At 44.7% G+C, this 13,899-nt stretch carries 12 protein-coding genes; 4 read left to right on the top strand and 8 right to left on the bottom strand.

The window, feature by feature from the left end:
• Nucleotides 1-35 precede the first annotated feature (35 nt).
• Both istB and istA read right to left on the bottom strand, forming a co-directional pair.
• A complete protein-coding gene (gene istB / locus ACYUBO_RS08595) occupies nt 36-815 on the bottom strand; it encodes an IS21-like element helper ATPase IstB (RefSeq protein WP_460372745.1) in 780 nt (259 codons plus the stop codon).
• Complete coding sequence (istA, locus tag ACYUBO_RS08590; protein ID WP_460372743.1) at nt 812-2,056, bottom strand: IS21 family transposase; 1,245 nt, start codon at nt 2,054-2,056, stop codon at nt 812-814. The genes istB and istA overlap by 4 nt, the downstream gene beginning before the upstream one ends.
• A 469-nt stretch (nt 2,057-2,525) precedes the next feature.
• On the opposite strand from istA, the gene hisH reads away from it, so the two are divergent.
• From hisH to ACYUBO_RS08570, 4 genes are all read left to right on the top strand, one after another.
• Nucleotides 2,526-3,140 (top strand): imidazole glycerol phosphate synthase subunit HisH, encoded by a 615-nt coding sequence (gene hisH / locus ACYUBO_RS08585; protein WP_460373577.1) that lies wholly within the window; start codon nt 2,526-2,528, stop codon nt 3,138-3,140.
• Between the two features lie 2 nt (nt 3,141-3,142).
• Nucleotides 3,143-3,907 carry an AglZ/HisF2 family acetamidino modification protein gene (locus ACYUBO_RS08580; RefSeq protein ID WP_460373575.1) on the top strand — a complete coding sequence of 255 codons (765 nt, stop codon included), beginning with the start codon at nt 3,143-3,145 and terminating at the stop codon, nt 3,905-3,907.
• A gap of 79 nt (nt 3,908-3,986) precedes the next feature.
• Complete coding sequence (locus ACYUBO_RS08575) at nt 3,987-4,877, top strand: methyltransferase domain-containing protein (RefSeq protein ID WP_460373573.1); 891 nt, start codon at nt 3,987-3,989, stop codon at nt 4,875-4,877.
• A 73-nt stretch (nt 4,878-4,950) separates the two neighbouring features.
• Nucleotides 4,951-6,066, top strand: a complete 1,116-nt coding sequence (locus ACYUBO_RS08570) for an N-acetyl sugar amidotransferase (RefSeq protein WP_460373572.1) — start codon at nt 4,951-4,953, stop codon at nt 6,064-6,066.
• 2 nt (nt 6,067-6,068) lie between these two features.
• Here the strand turns inward: ACYUBO_RS08570 and ACYUBO_RS08565 are convergent, their stop codons facing one another.
• From ACYUBO_RS08565 to ACYUBO_RS08540, 6 genes are all read right to left on the bottom strand, one after another.
• Nucleotides 6,069-6,992, bottom strand: a complete 924-nt coding sequence (locus tag ACYUBO_RS08565; protein ID WP_460373570.1) for a glycosyltransferase family 4 protein — start codon at nt 6,990-6,992, stop codon at nt 6,069-6,071.
• Nucleotides 6,993-7,076: 84 nt separating this feature from the next.
• The gene (locus ACYUBO_RS08560; RefSeq protein WP_460373569.1) at nt 7,077-8,072 is read right to left on the bottom strand and encodes a methyltransferase domain-containing protein; all 996 of its coding nucleotides are present in this window, start codon (nt 8,070-8,072) and stop codon (nt 7,077-7,079) included.
• Between the two features lie 131 nt (nt 8,073-8,203).
• Nucleotides 8,204-10,054, bottom strand: coding sequence for an asparagine synthase (glutamine-hydrolyzing) (asnB, locus tag ACYUBO_RS08555; RefSeq protein WP_460373567.1), 1,851 nt, complete (start codon nt 10,052-10,054; stop codon nt 8,204-8,206).
• Nucleotides 10,055-10,137: 83 nt separating this feature from the next.
• Nucleotides 10,138-11,490 (bottom strand): nucleotide sugar dehydrogenase, encoded by a 1,353-nt coding sequence (locus tag ACYUBO_RS08550; RefSeq protein WP_460373566.1) that lies wholly within the window; start codon nt 11,488-11,490, stop codon nt 10,138-10,140.
• Nucleotides 11,487-12,488, bottom strand: coding sequence for a glycosyltransferase family 4 protein (locus tag ACYUBO_RS08545; RefSeq protein WP_460373564.1), 1,002 nt, complete (start codon nt 12,486-12,488; stop codon nt 11,487-11,489). Before ACYUBO_RS08545 ends, ACYUBO_RS08550 begins: the two co-directional genes overlap by 4 nt.
• Before the next feature lie 42 nt (nt 12,489-12,530).
• Entirely contained in the window at nt 12,531-13,625 is a 1,095-nt protein-coding gene (locus ACYUBO_RS08540; RefSeq protein ID WP_460373617.1) for a DNA topoisomerase IV subunit A, read from the bottom strand.
• Nucleotides 13,626-13,899 lie beyond the last annotated feature (274 nt).

Genomic DNA, 13,899 nt, shown 5'->3' with positions numbered 1-13,899 from the left:
CTATCGTCAATTCTCTGTCAAACATTAGGAAACCTCTATTCTGCCGATTCATGCTTGTTCACCCATAATTTGTGGCTCTTTCTGTCTTTCATACGGTAACTTTCTCCCCGGATATTCACTGTTCTACAATGATGCAGGATTCGATCCAGAAGTGCTGCGGCAATCACCTGATCCTGAAAGATCTCTCCCCAGTTACCAAACGATTTGTTCGAGGTGAAGATCGTTGATCCCTGCTCATATCGCCGGGATATCAACTGGAAGAAGCAGTAAGCTGCCTGAGCATCAAATGGAAGATACCCGATCTCATCGATGATCAGGAGACCTGGTCGGGTGAGTTTCTTCAGATACCGATCAAGCTGATCACTATGGTATGCGTCCTTGAGCTGTTCGATCAGGACAGATGCATTGATGAAGAGAACCGGGATCCCCTGTTCAATTGCAGAAACACCAAGACCAATCGCCAGATGAGTTTTACCAACACCTGGCGGTCCAAGGAAGACCACATTTTCTGCATTGTCAATAAATCTCAGAGTGGCAAGGTCACTGATCACCGTCTGATCAATCGAGGGTTGGAACTCAAAATCAAACTCTTCAATTCGCTTCAGAAGAGGGAAACCAGCACTTTTTGTCCGGGTTCGAATTCGTGTTGAAGTTCTGTTGTTCCATTCCTGTTCAACCAGATACCCGATCGTCTCAATGGGACTGAGATTCTCGTTCATGGCACGTTCAAGCGTTGGCTCAAGCAGAGCATCCATTGCATCCAGTTTCATCATGGCAAGGCGGTGATGGATCTGCTCGAGAAGAAGAGTCGTCATACCCGACCCTCCTCAGCAAAAACATCATATTCGGCAAGGTCTCGTGTTTCAACAGAATCCTGATCAATGGCTGGTTTGTTTATCCGTTTCTTCTTTGTACCATTGCTGGATATACCCAGGATTTCTTTGTAAAGCCCTTCAAAATGCTCTTTTTTCTTTGAACGCTCATTTCTCCCATTCAGGAGAGTATGAGTGCAGATCTCTGTGCCATCAGCATGAATCGATACGTGGTTCTCCAGGACATATGCGTCAACACGTCTTCCTGCAAACTTCCATGGAACTGAGTAGCTATTCCCGTATAACGAGATGTAACAGTCTTTGGAGACTTTTCGGGATTCTTTCCTCTTGAGGAGATATGGTTTGTACAAAGCGAAAGGACGAAGGTTCTCCTGAACCAAGCGATCAAACGGAATCTCATGGGTGGTTCCATGGACCTTCCCATTGACGCAATTGAGCCAGGTACGTGCCTGAAGATTCAGATCCTCTATGGAATGGAAGGTTCGACCATACAGGAAGTTGTCTTTGACATAGTAGATTGCACGTTCAACTTTGCCTTTGGTTTTGGCTCGACCCAGGCGGCAGAGCCGTGATGTAAACCCGAAGTGGTCACGGAAGTCTGCAAAGAGGGGATGGAATTCTGAAGCGGTTGAGGGATATTTCCGCTCAAGGACGACACTCCGAAGGTTGTCATAGAGGATCATGTCAGTGACTCCTCCAAAATACTCAAAGGCGCCCAGATGTCCTTTGAGAAGAGCAAGAAGACCCTGATGAGGGAAGAATTCTACATATCTCATCCGGGAATAGCCAAGAACCATTGAGAGGCCATAGACCTTCTTTTTGGATCCATCTGCCGTTTCATAGGGGTATTCAAGCCAGTCACACTGCATCATCTCTCCCGGCTTGGTTTCGTATCTGATTTCAGCTGGAATGGTGATGTTGGGACGGATCTGGCGGATATAATCGCCAAGTATTGTTGGCCCGCCATCATAGCCGAGATCCTGGATCTCTTCCAGAAGTCGAACACGGCTCAGACGAGGATAATTGTTCAGCCTCTCCTGGATGTATGGTTTGAAGGGATCCAGCTTGCTTGCTTTCTGTCTGGTCTGAGGATGTTTTGAGGGTTGATCCAAAGAAAGATGCCGAGCTATGGTTTTTCTGTCATATCCGGTTTCTCGGGCAAGCAAGCTGATATTGACTTTCCCTGTTGCCAGTTCCTGTTCACGAGCTAGATCCAGTAACATAAAATACTCCTCGTCCTTGAGCATGTGAATCCCAGACACTCTCTGGTTGCACATTGGGGATTTTTATTCCGACGCATTTGGGTATTTTTACGCCGACGAAACTGGGGAAAAGTAAACCGACATTGACAAAAGGATATATTCTCATTCGGCTCAACCTGATTAGTTCTTAGTTTTGTTTGCATTTTTGTCGATACAAACATCACTAAGAACAAATTTATTTCTTGTTAATGGCAAAGTTAGGATACAGGGGTTGAGTGCCGTATTCTCAATTATACAGACGAATTACAGGATATAACGCGGCTGTTCGGGCAGGGAGTGGAAAAATATTATGCGTGAATAATTATCTGCCGAATATTGGTTGCACATAATGTTTAATATAGAAGAGATCGAATTGGTGTTAGGTACAGGTCTTGCCTAATTTTCAGGGCGATACTGACATAACCTACTTGGGTCCACTATTTACTGCAATATGATACCTGTTATAATCATCAACTGTGGCATGGGCAATATTGCCTCAATCTATAATATGATTAACCTAATTGGTGGAAAAGCACAAATCTCTACATCACCCAGTGTTGTAAAGCAGTCAACTAACCTGATCCTTCCGGGCGTGGGGGCATTTGATGCCGGTATACGTGCACTGCGTGAAACAGGTATGGACGCGGCAATCCATGAAGCAGTAACAGATAATGGTGCAACTCTCCTTGGAATCTGCCTGGGGATGCAGCTGCTCATGGATTCAAGTGAAGAAGGGCAGTTGCCTGGCCTCGGCCTTGTTCCCGGGAGGGTGAAGCGGTTTCAGGTACATGAACAAGGACTGCGTGTTCCGCATATGGGTTGGAATACTGTTCAGCCTACTCGCTCCTCCGGCCTCTTTGATCAGTCAATCAATGAGCACCGTTTCTACTTTGTTCATTCTTACCATGTTGAATGTGATGAGCCTGAGGACATCGCTGGTATCACCCGCTATGGATATGACTTTACTTCGGCATTTGAACACGACAATATATGTGGCGTACAGTTTCATCCCGAGAAGAGCCATAAGTTTGGGATGCGACTCTTCAAACGCTTCCTAGGGGTCTGAGGATGCTCCAGGTACGTGTTATTCCCTGTCTTCTCTTGAAGAATGGAGGTCTTGTGAAGACCATCGGTTTTGCGGATCCAAAATATGTCGGTGATCCCATAAATGCGATGCGGATTTTTAATGAGAAGGAAGTGGATGAACTGATCCTTCTTGACATTGATGCATCGCGACAGGGCCGCGAACCGGAATATGCGAGAATTCAGGAAATTGTGAGTGAGGCGTTCATGCCAATCGCCTATGGTGGCGGAGTAACCACAGTCGAGCAGGCACAGCGCCTGATCAGCCTCGGTGTCGAAAAAGTGGTGGTGAATACCGCAGCTCTGAAGAATCTTGAACTGGTAAGATCAATGGCTGACCGGCTCGGCTCCTCAAGTACAGTTGTTGCAGTGGATATACAGAAAGACTGGCTTGGGCGCTATCGTTCCTTCAGTGCTGTAACCAGTAAAGCTAACAGTCGTGATCCCATCGAGTACGTTCAACAGGCTGTGGAAGCCGGTGCCGGGGAGATCTTCATCAATGATGTGGCAAGGGATGGTACGGGAAAAGGCTATGATCTTAATCTTGTGAAAAGAATTTGTTCTTCAGTCGATGTTCCGGTTACCATTTGTGGCGGTGCTGGAACATTGGAGCACCTTCGCGCGGGTGCGTCTGCTGGGGCATCTGCTGTTGCAGCAGGGAGCATGTTTGTATATATGGGGAAACACCGGGCGGTACTTTTAAATTATCCAAAGCAAAATGAACTGTGTAAGATCTTTGAGCGCAAGTGATCATCTTGTAGGAATTGAATGGTTAAAGGAACCTATCGTTAATGAGCATATTACTCAATAAAAAATTTTGGGGTTAATAATGGATGAAATTAAAATTGATACATATAAGAGCGTATGGTATCAGGATATAGAAACTGGTAATTATATAAGATGTCAAAAAGAGTTCTATCAGTATGAAACGTATTTAAATCCTATTAAACCATTGCTTGGAAAAATCCCATTGTTTCGTTGCTGGGTATATAATTTGACGAGAAAAGAACAAGGTGTTGATTATTATAAATATTATGTACAAATAATTGAACCCGGTATTCATGGTGATCGTGGAAAATGGAACCTTGAATTTGATACACTTCATTCAAGATTGAATAATGATATGGGTATTTCCTTAAATGGAAAGAGATTATTAGATATTAGTGGTGAACCTGGCTTTTTTGGTTTTGATGCAAAAGCCATTGCAAAAACAGTTGTTGTAACTGCATTTGCCGATGAAGTCGCTTGTGTAATCCAAGATAAATTGGATCTTAAATCATATAAGTATAATTTTAATGAAGATAGTTTAATTAACATTTTCGATGATAAATCTTTTGATTTCATCTTTGTAAGGTCTGCAATTGGTTTTTGTGAGGATATTAAGGTCTTTTTTGAAGAATGTTATAGATTACTGAGCAAAGATGGCTGTATTTATATAAGCTTCAGCCCAGCTTCAAGAGCTGTCTGTGCTCGTTGGATGTTTGACGATTATACATATCTTAGGCAGTATACAAAAGATTATATGTTGAGAATAGCTCAGAGTGCAGGTTTCTCTCCTTTAATGGAATGGGATGATGGGAGTTATTTGTGGGATAAAGATTTTACCTATTTACATAGATTTTTTACTAAAAGATATGTCACATCCATCTTTTCTGGTTTGCCAGAAAATGAAAAAAAACAACACAATCTAGGTCTCCTCATGAAAAAGATAGATATTTAATGATGCAAATTGATGTTCTGTTTAAGGATAGCCTCGTATTTGTGATGAATAATGATTCGGAGGTCGATATCATATGAATAAATATCAGATATGTACCCGTTGCGTGATGGATACAACAGCATGTGATATTGTCTTTGATGAAGAAGGCGTCTGTAATTATTGTAAAACATTTGAACAACAATTAAAGGGTATTTCCGAAAATGTCAAGGATCTTCAGAAACACCGTGATAAATTCATTGCTAAAGTAAAGGCTGATGGTAAAAATAAGGAGTACGATTGCATAATCGGGGTCTCAGGCGGTGTTGACAGTTCATATGCTCTCTATCTTGCAGTGAAACACGGTCTTCGTCCACTAGCAGTGCATCTTGATAATGGATGGAATTCTGAACTGGCAACACATAATATCTCGAATTTGATTGATAATCTGGGTGTGGATCTCTACACTCATGTGATCGATTGGGAAGAGAACCGCGATCTCCAGTGTTCCTTCTTCAAGGCTAATGTTGTTGATATTGAATTATTGATGGATAATGCGATGCTTGCCCTGAATTATCAGCAGGCTGCGAAATACAGGTTGCATTATATTCTCTCCGGTAGTAATACGGCAACCGAAGGAATGCCTTTACCTCCTGGATGGAATCATTTCAAATATGATGTGTGGAATATAAAGCAGATACATAAAAGGTATGGTAAAGTTCCAATCAAGACGCATCCTCTAATCTCTGTCATGGATCATGTCAGATTTAATTATTTTTATAAAATAAATTGGATGGCTTTTCTTGATTTTTTCCCATATAATAAAAATGCAGCAATGGAACTTTTACAAAAAGAATGTGGGTATAAACCCTATCCATATAAACACTATGAGTCAGTATTCACACGATTCTATCAGGGGTATATTCTCCCCCGTAAGTTTGGTTATGATAAACGGTGTATTCATCTATCAACGCTCATTGTGAGTGGTCAGATAGAGAGGGATGAAGCAGTCAAAGCACTTGAATGTTCGCCTTATCTAGATGCAAGGCAGGAAGAACAGGATCGAATCTTTGTTCTGAAAAAACTAGGTTTTACAGAAGATAATTTTGATAACTACCTCCGCTCTTCTGGAGTGCCTCATAAAAAATATGGGTCAGAGGAGTGGATCTGGAACGTACTTAGTAAAACTTATAGGTTGTTTTATAAAATTTAATTTTAATAAATGGACTCGTATACCTCAAGTGTCCGGCGTGCCACTTTGGCACTATCGTGGACACGCTCAACATATTCTCTTCCTTTTTTTGAAAGAGATGAAAGGGCATTGCGATCATCGGCAAGTTGTAGCAGCCTATCCTTAAATGTATCAACGGTAGCATTCCAAACAGGGATATCACCGTAATTATCATGAACAAAACAGACTACTGGTATACCGAGTGCCATTGACTCAATAGTTACCATGCCATAAAAACCAACTAATAGTTGATCAACAATAATGTCGGCACTTTTATAAATTTCAAGTGCTTCTTTATGCGTTTTATTGAGTACTAATTGAAAGTTAATCTCTGGTCTTTCTCTCTGAATTTCTTCCATAGTTTTAATGATTGTTGATGTTCCTTTGTATGTGCCTTGTTTGATTGATGTTGGTGGGTGAACCACATTAATTATATTATTATTTGATTTCCTATCACTCAATTTAATGTTTTCGATATTAATTGGATTTGGAAGCCATTCAGCATTAGGTGAATAAGTCAATAAATCAGGGGTTGATATAAACTTGTAATCTGCAAAACGAGACATAAAGTATTCTTTTTTATAAAAATTTGGCCATTCTATTCCGCGATGGTGAAGAACAATCTTTTTTCCCATTTTTTTGTATATTAAAAAATCCAAGTAAAAAGAACACCCAGATGTTCCATGAAAATGAATGATATCATATTTTTTAGCAATATTAATTAACTGAGGGGTTTTTTTCAAACTCTGGATAAATGGTGGTAACTTGGTTGGCAGATAAATATCGAAAAAATTATTTCGAATATTCGGTAAAAATGAGATGACATCAACAGTTAGCCCAAGTGCTCTCTGAGCGGTGGCAAGGGTATAGATATTTGTGACAGTGGATGCAACATGAAGTATTTTCAAATAATCTCTCTCCTTTTTTCTGTGCGTGATTTAAAATATTTTTAATTTTTATCTAAGAATATATTGTTTAAATCGAATTGCATTTCAATATTTCTTCCCTCTGCCATAAATGCCGTTGAAACCATAATCCACTTCAATCATAGACAAGCCCGCTTCTTTAAACCATTTTAATACTTCAGTCAATGTCTGAGGGTAATCATACATAGGAGAAAGCATGTCAAAAGTATCCAACACTGCCATTTCCTTTAATTTATCTTCTGAGAGCGTGAGTACCCCACGATAATCAGCAACGAGCAACGTCCAGTTAATCTTCTTGCCGAAATCTCCAAACCTTTTACTTAAAAAAGATGATAAAGGCCACATAAAATAAACATAGGTGCGACACCACCGATAGAGTTTTTCAGGTTGAATGTGTCGGGTAATTGGCCGTACCCAGTACTTGGTTATAAGCAGTTGCTTGAAAAAACCATACTTCCTGTATAGATCAACGACAATATGACCCCCATATTTTAATTTTTCCGTCAGGCAATGAAAACCCTTTTTAGGATTTGGGGTGTGTTGTAAGACTCCAATACAGAATATTCGATCAAAGAACTCTTTTTCAAATGGCATTGAGAAAATATCTGCTTGAATTATAAGTACATTCTCTTTCATGCCGTTTGTAGCAAAATTCGCTTCAACTGCCCGACTATAATCAAACGAGATTACCATTGCACCAGTTGAAGCAGCCTGCTCGGTAAAACGCCCCGAACCACATCCTGCTTCAAGGATTATTTCACCTTTTTTTTCTCGTGGCCAGTTTGTCTCCGTAAAGAAACGTTTTTTTGATATACTATCTCCCATTTCAGTATCATATTGAGTTCTAGCATGAGTCATCCATTCATAACCAAAACTGTCCGCATAATTATCGATTGGAACAAAGCGTGGAATATAATGAATAATAGGGAATTGAACACTGCAGCTATCACATTTCAGGCTTCCCTCTTCGATATGCGAATCATTTTCTATTTCAATAGTATTTATCTTCAGGTTGCCATGGCAATCTGGACAGATAAGGTAATCAAGATGTTCCCTTCTCATTTTAACAAATCCTGATGCTAATTTTCGTATTTATGCTTGTAAATCCTTATAATGTATTGATATTTTGATGTACTAACCAAGCTAAGGTAATATACATTGCTCTGTGTGATTATTAATTTCTAGGTGAAAAATCATCCTAACCTACCCTCAAACACCTCCCCCCACCGTCCCAGCGCATATAGATTCCAGAAGTGCATGGCATTCCTCCCCCGCTTCATCTTCTTTCTTGAAGGGATTGGTTTCATCTTCGGGAATACTGCTCGCAGAAACTCATTTCCATCAATCTCAGATGTAACCGCATCATATAGCTCAGACTCCACCCATTGCTGATAGGGCACCCCAAACCCCTGCTTCTTCCTCTCAACAACCTCCCTTGGAAGGAGATCGCGGACTGCTTCTTTCCATATCCACTTCTCAACACCACCTGCAATCTTCATCGAACCCGGTATCCGGAATGCATACTCAATAAGGTGCAGGTCAAGCGGCGGAACCCGCTCTTCGATTGAATGCGCCATCGTTGCCTTATCCGCCTTCATCAGGTAGAGTTCGGGGAGATGATTCAAGCAATCCATCGCAAGGAGTGCATTCAGCCTGTCCTGAAATGGGGGAGGAGGGAGGTAAGCATTTGATGCATGATTACACGCAGGACGGCCCAGCCGTGTCATCTCCGCATCAGATAACCCGGTCAGTGTCCATGTGTGCTGCTGGGCGTCTGAAAGCGTCTCACAGGCAAAATACTGTGCATACTGGAGGCTGGCATTCAACTCCGGGTTCCCGGAAAAGGGCATTGCATTGAGACCCATTCTCAGGGCGCGCCGAACCATTGCGGGCAGGCGATACCAAGAGCCGTATCGCTCTGCTGCAACATAACTTGAATATCCCCCAAAGAGTTCGTCTGCCCCTTCCCCTGCCAGCACCACAGTGACATGCCGTTTTGCTTCACGGGAGAGGAAATAGTTGGCGATAACCGCAGCATCTGCAAGTGGCTCATCAAAATGCCAGGTTATGGTGTCAATCTCCTTCAGTACATCTACTGCATCGATTTGGATTGTGTGATGTTCGGTTCCAAGGGCTTCTGCCACCATTGTGGCATATCTGCTTTCAGAGAAGTATGGGGAGAAGACCGCATTGAAGGTATGAAATGGTTCATCAGCTGTCCTGACGGCAAGAGCGGTGATGGCACTTGAGTCGATTCCACCCGAGAGAAACGATCCGACAGGCACATCGGCGATCTGCCGGAGACGGACCGATTCTTCGAGGAGGGTTCGTACGCGTGTTGTTGCAACATGGCTATCATATTCGTACTCTCCTTCTCCAAGATGCCAGTACCGGCGAATCGACGTTTTGCCTGTTCGAACATCAAAGGTCATCAGATGACCCGGAAGCAGTTTTCTTACTCCAGAAAAGAGTGTCCTCTCACCAGGTATGAACTGGTTTCGTAAAAACACACACAATGCTTCTGGATCAACTCTCTTCTCTATTCCGAGTGTCGAAAAGCAGGCAAGGAGTGCTTTTATCTCAGATGCAAAGATGATCTTGCCATCAAAAAGATAATAATAGAGGGGTTTTTTCCCTATTGGATCTCTTGCTAAGATTATTGTGTGGTTTTCTGCATCATAGAGCGCAAATGCAAACATTCCACGGAGATGCTCCAAAATACCCTCGCCATGCTCTTCGTACCCATGGACGATCACTTCGGTATCGGAGTCTGAAGAAAACTGATGGTGAGAAAGCCCTCTGCGAATCTCCTGGTAATTGTAGATCTCGCCATTGCATATGGTCTGGACACTGCCGTCTTCGTTCCCAAGTGGCTGTCGGCCCCGGGGTGAGAGATCGATAATGCTGAGCCGTGTGTGGCCAAACCCCACTCTCTCACCGGTGAATGTCCCACGATCATTAGGGCCGCGATGGTGGAGCTCCTTCTGCATCTTAGTAAGGAGTGAAGGGTCATCAAATCCCGCATACCCACAGATTCCACACATTAGATCATCCTGGTTAATGATATATTAGAAAAAAGATGCAATAGGGAATCGGAAATAGGTTTTGGGTGACATCTCGCTCTCATTTATGACCTCTGTGAATACCCGACTCCCCGGTAAACCAAACCAGAGCTCTCAACCATCACCGGGTTAACACCGCGTTTCCCATCGATAAAAACGGCTCCTGGTACCATTTCCTGAACGATGCCATCAAGCTGAACTTTGAATGCATCATGATCCACCATATAGACAATGGCATCATATCCGGTTATTATCTTCATTTTAATTGACACAACAGGGCATCCGAAGACCTCCACGGTGTCACAATACGGATCTGCAACCGACACATGAGTTCCCCGTGCGACAGCCTCACGAATAAGCACCTCTGATGGCGACTCCCGCAGATCTGCTGTATTGGCTTTATATGACGCTCCGAGAACGAGGATACGGCTCCCTTTCAGTGGCTTCCCCGCCTCATTCAGGCCATCAATGAGGAGATCGAGGACATGAAGCGGCATCGCGTCATTTACCCGCCGCCCGGCAAGGATCACCTGTGCATGGTATCCAAGTTCCTGCGCCTTCTTTGTCAGGTAATAGGGATCAACCGGAAGGCAGTGCCCCCCGACACCCGGTCCGGGGTAATAGATATTGAAGTTCCATTTCGTTGAAGCTGCCCGGATCACCTCCATGACATCGATATCCATCCGCTCAAAGATGAGGGCAAGTTCATTCATGAGCGCAATATTCAGGTCCCGCTGAATGTTCTCGATAATCTTTGCTGCCTCGGCAGTGCGGAGTGATGAAAGCGGATGCACACCAGCATCAATAATCGATGCATAGAGTTGTACTGCCGCCTCCGTCCATTCGGGAGTGATGCCCCCGACAACCCGTGCAACCTGCCTGATGGGGTGTGCGGCATCACCCGGATTGTATCGTTCAGGACAGTAGGCAAGACCAAAGTCGACTCCGGCAACAAGCCCGGACTCTTCGAGAATGGGCTGTACGATCTCTTCGGTAGTGCCGGGATAGGTGGTTGATTCAAGGACAATAAGCATACCTGGATGAAGTCCGTCACGGACATCACGGGATGCTGCCTGGATATATCTCAGATCAGGTTCCTTTGCTTCAGTCACCGGAGTAGGCACAATGATAAGGCAGATATCAGATTGCCGTACTGCCTGTACAACATTGCTTGTGGCTGAGAGCCGACCCTGTGTTACTGCATCTGCGAGTTGTGTGTCCAGATCAAGCTCCTGGAGGGGCGATCGTCTGCTATTGATTGCCTGCACTTTCGCTTCATCAAGATCAGCCCCGATAACCCTGAAGCCTTCATCAGCAAAGAAGACGGCAGTTGGGAGGCCTACATATCCTAGGCCAATGACAGAGATTGTTGCTTTGCGATCTATTATTTTACGAATTAATTCTGCGGACTGCGTCATCGTTTTCCTTCCAGTAGGGTTCTGTGGATATCAATCATCTGTGTGATGAGTTTTTCTCTCTCATATCTCTCAATCATATCGCGCCGCCCCTCTTCTCCCATCAATATTCTTTTAGAATGATGCTCCTTCATCCAATAAAGAGCCTCCGAGAGTGCCGTGATATCTTTTGGAGGGATGAGAAGCCCTGTTTTTCTATCCTGTACTACTTCAGGGCACCCGCCGACCTTCGTTGCGATCACCGGTATAGCACAGGAGAGTGCTTCCATAAGGACATTTGGAAGGCCTTCTGTGTAACTTGGAAGCATGAGGCAATCTGCACAGTTCATCAGTGTGGGAACCCTCTCCGGTTCAATGGCTCCGATATCGATGCAATTATCGGGATGTTCCGGGAGTGACCCGGTTCCGGCAAAGATGAAGAGTTCCTCGGGGGACTGTTTTGCTGCTTCTATCAGCTCATGTATCCCCTTCCAAGGGTGATACCTTCCAAGATAGAGGAAGACCATTCTTTCTCTATCAATGCCAAAATAAGCCCGGCATTCGTTTTTATCCATTGGTTTGAATGTGTGTGTATCCACCCCGGACGCAATTGATGCGGATCGTTCTGGTTTTGCTCCAATTCCAATCAGCGTTTTCCTCATCTCTTCACTTGAGGAGAGTACGTAGTCTGCACGGTGCAGCATCCACCGGGTTATCGACAGGTGTATCGGGGACTTAAATGGGAAAATTCTGGCATCGTCACCATGAAACTTCAGGATCAGTGGTCTCTTCCCCTTGAAGAGTGCCGAAACTATACTGCTGTGTGGAATGTAGTGGGCTTGCAGAATGTCGATATCTTTCTTTAAGCAGAGCCAGAGGCTGTCAATAAAAAAGGCCGGGTACCCTAGAGTAGAACGGTTGGGTTTTACTGCAAGTCTGACATCAATACCCTGTTCGATGAGATCATCGACCATCCGCTTGATAAAGATCCCGGAGTGATCCCCCAGTTTCTTGGGGAACATATTCGCGAAAATCCCCAGGCGATATTTGTCAACCATGTTTTCTCACACAACCCCCATCTCTTTCAACCGCTTCGGCAGGTACTCCCCCGTCACAAAATCCAGCCCCCTTGCTGCAAACGCCTGCTGTTCTGACTTCAGCCCCATCGAGAGCTGGAGATTGATCTGCTCTCTCCAATAGTCTGTCGCAAACCGGGGGTCGGTCAGCTCAGCCTTGAGGGCGGCTACGTCCTGCTCGCTGAGTGTGTCGGCAGGCAGATCGTAATCCCTGATATCAGAGGGCTGGACGCCGATGAATTGGGCTGCCGGGGTGGCCAGGAGCTCGGACATATGCGCACTCTTGATCGAGCCGTAGGCGACCGAGGCATAGATCCGGTAACTCCAGGGGTCGCCGTCTGTGAAGATAAGAACCGGGAGTTTCAGCTCCTCGTTCAGCTTCTTCAGCATCCGCCGGGTCGACCGGGCCGGCTGCCCCTTGAGATGGACGAGGACACAGTTGTACTCTTCGTCAAAGCCATTCTCCTGGAGACGGGCATACATACCGCCGGTCTCCATCGCAATGACAAACTTCGCGTCATGATCGATAAACTCGACACTCCCGACATTGTTCGGTATCGCATACCCGGCCTCCCCGACATCGTCCCTGCAATGAATCTCGCGGGCACCACGCCGGGTCGTCTCCCTGAGTTTGAGAGGTCCAAAGACCGATGCCCCATCCTCTTCAGGCCGAAGATGGAATGCCTCGCGTTCGAGTGCGGTGACGATCTCAAGATCCTCGACGAGGTAGTTGCTCTCATCCTGGGCAGTGAATTTCGCCTTCTTCCAGGATTCCGAGATATAATACATCTCCCTGAGTGTCGATGAGCGGTTCTCTGTGAGCTGCCCTTTGAGGAACCCGATTACATAGGCCATCTTCAGGAGGTGTGTTGCACCCCTAGCGGTTGAAGCAGCCCTTGTGCTCTCCCGCTCCCCGTACTTCCAGACCTCGGATGCATCATCGTACGTTATATTCTGCTTTGTTCGGGTCGGCAGCCTGATCGAGGGGATCTCGCCATCAGCGATCTGGTCGTACCACACCTGTGCTATCTCAACGAGACGGCTGATTGTGTGGGTGTTCTTTTTCTGATCGCTCTTTGGAATTTCTTTCAATGTGGTTTCCTCTGGGGTGTGGATCTTTTTCCCTGATAGGTATCAGTTTGTTATATGGATGTGTTGGTGGTTACAGTATACAGAATTAACCATGCTTTGGCAGCCTTCTATGAAATAACTGTCTGAATGGTCTACCGCTCGGATATTTTTCATTCTTTCAATGTCCTCTACTTCCATATTGATATTTCCCTATGACCAAAACCCAATTAGACCCACTCTGACTCCGCGGGGGGCACTGCCAACCCCCGCTTCGTCTTTGGGGTTG

It is taken from the genome of Methanocalculus sp. MC3, from assembly GCF_054767395.1.
This window is presented reverse-complemented; position numbering and strand designations above follow the sequence as displayed.

What these genes read in the sequence shown, in the direction of transcription:
- ACYUBO_RS08580 (WP_460373575.1), top strand. Translation starts at nt 3,143, where the DNA reads ATGCTCCAGGTACGTGTTATTCCCTGTCTTCTCTTGAAGAATGGAGGT.
- ACYUBO_RS08550 (WP_460373566.1), bottom strand. Translation starts at nt 11,490, where the DNA reads ATGACGCAGTCCGCAGAATTAATTCGTAAAATAATAGATCGCAAAGCA.
- ACYUBO_RS08560 (WP_460373569.1), bottom strand. Translation starts at nt 8,072, where the DNA reads ATGAGAAGGGAACATCTTGATTACCTTATCTGTCCAGATTGCCATGGC.
- ACYUBO_RS08575 (WP_460373573.1), top strand. Translation starts at nt 3,987, where the DNA reads ATGGATGAAATTAAAATTGATACATATAAGAGCGTATGGTATCAGGAT.
- ACYUBO_RS08570 (WP_460373572.1), top strand. Translation starts at nt 4,951, where the DNA reads ATGAATAAATATCAGATATGTACCCGTTGCGTGATGGATACAACAGCA.
- istA (WP_460372743.1), bottom strand. Translation starts at nt 2,056, where the DNA reads ATGTTACTGGATCTAGCTCGTGAACAGGAACTGGCAACAGGGAAAGTC.
- asnB (WP_460373567.1), bottom strand. Translation starts at nt 10,054, where the DNA reads ATGTGTGGAATCTGTGGGTATGCGGGATTTGATGACCCTTCACTCCTT.
- istB (WP_460372745.1), bottom strand. Translation starts at nt 815, where the DNA reads ATGACGACTCTTCTTCTCGAGCAGATCCATCACCGCCTTGCCATGATG.
- ACYUBO_RS08545 (WP_460373564.1), bottom strand. Translation starts at nt 12,488, where the DNA reads ATGTTCCCCAAGAAACTGGGGGATCACTCCGGGATCTTTATCAAGCGG.
- hisH (WP_460373577.1), top strand. Translation starts at nt 2,526, where the DNA reads ATGATACCTGTTATAATCATCAACTGTGGCATGGGCAATATTGCCTCA.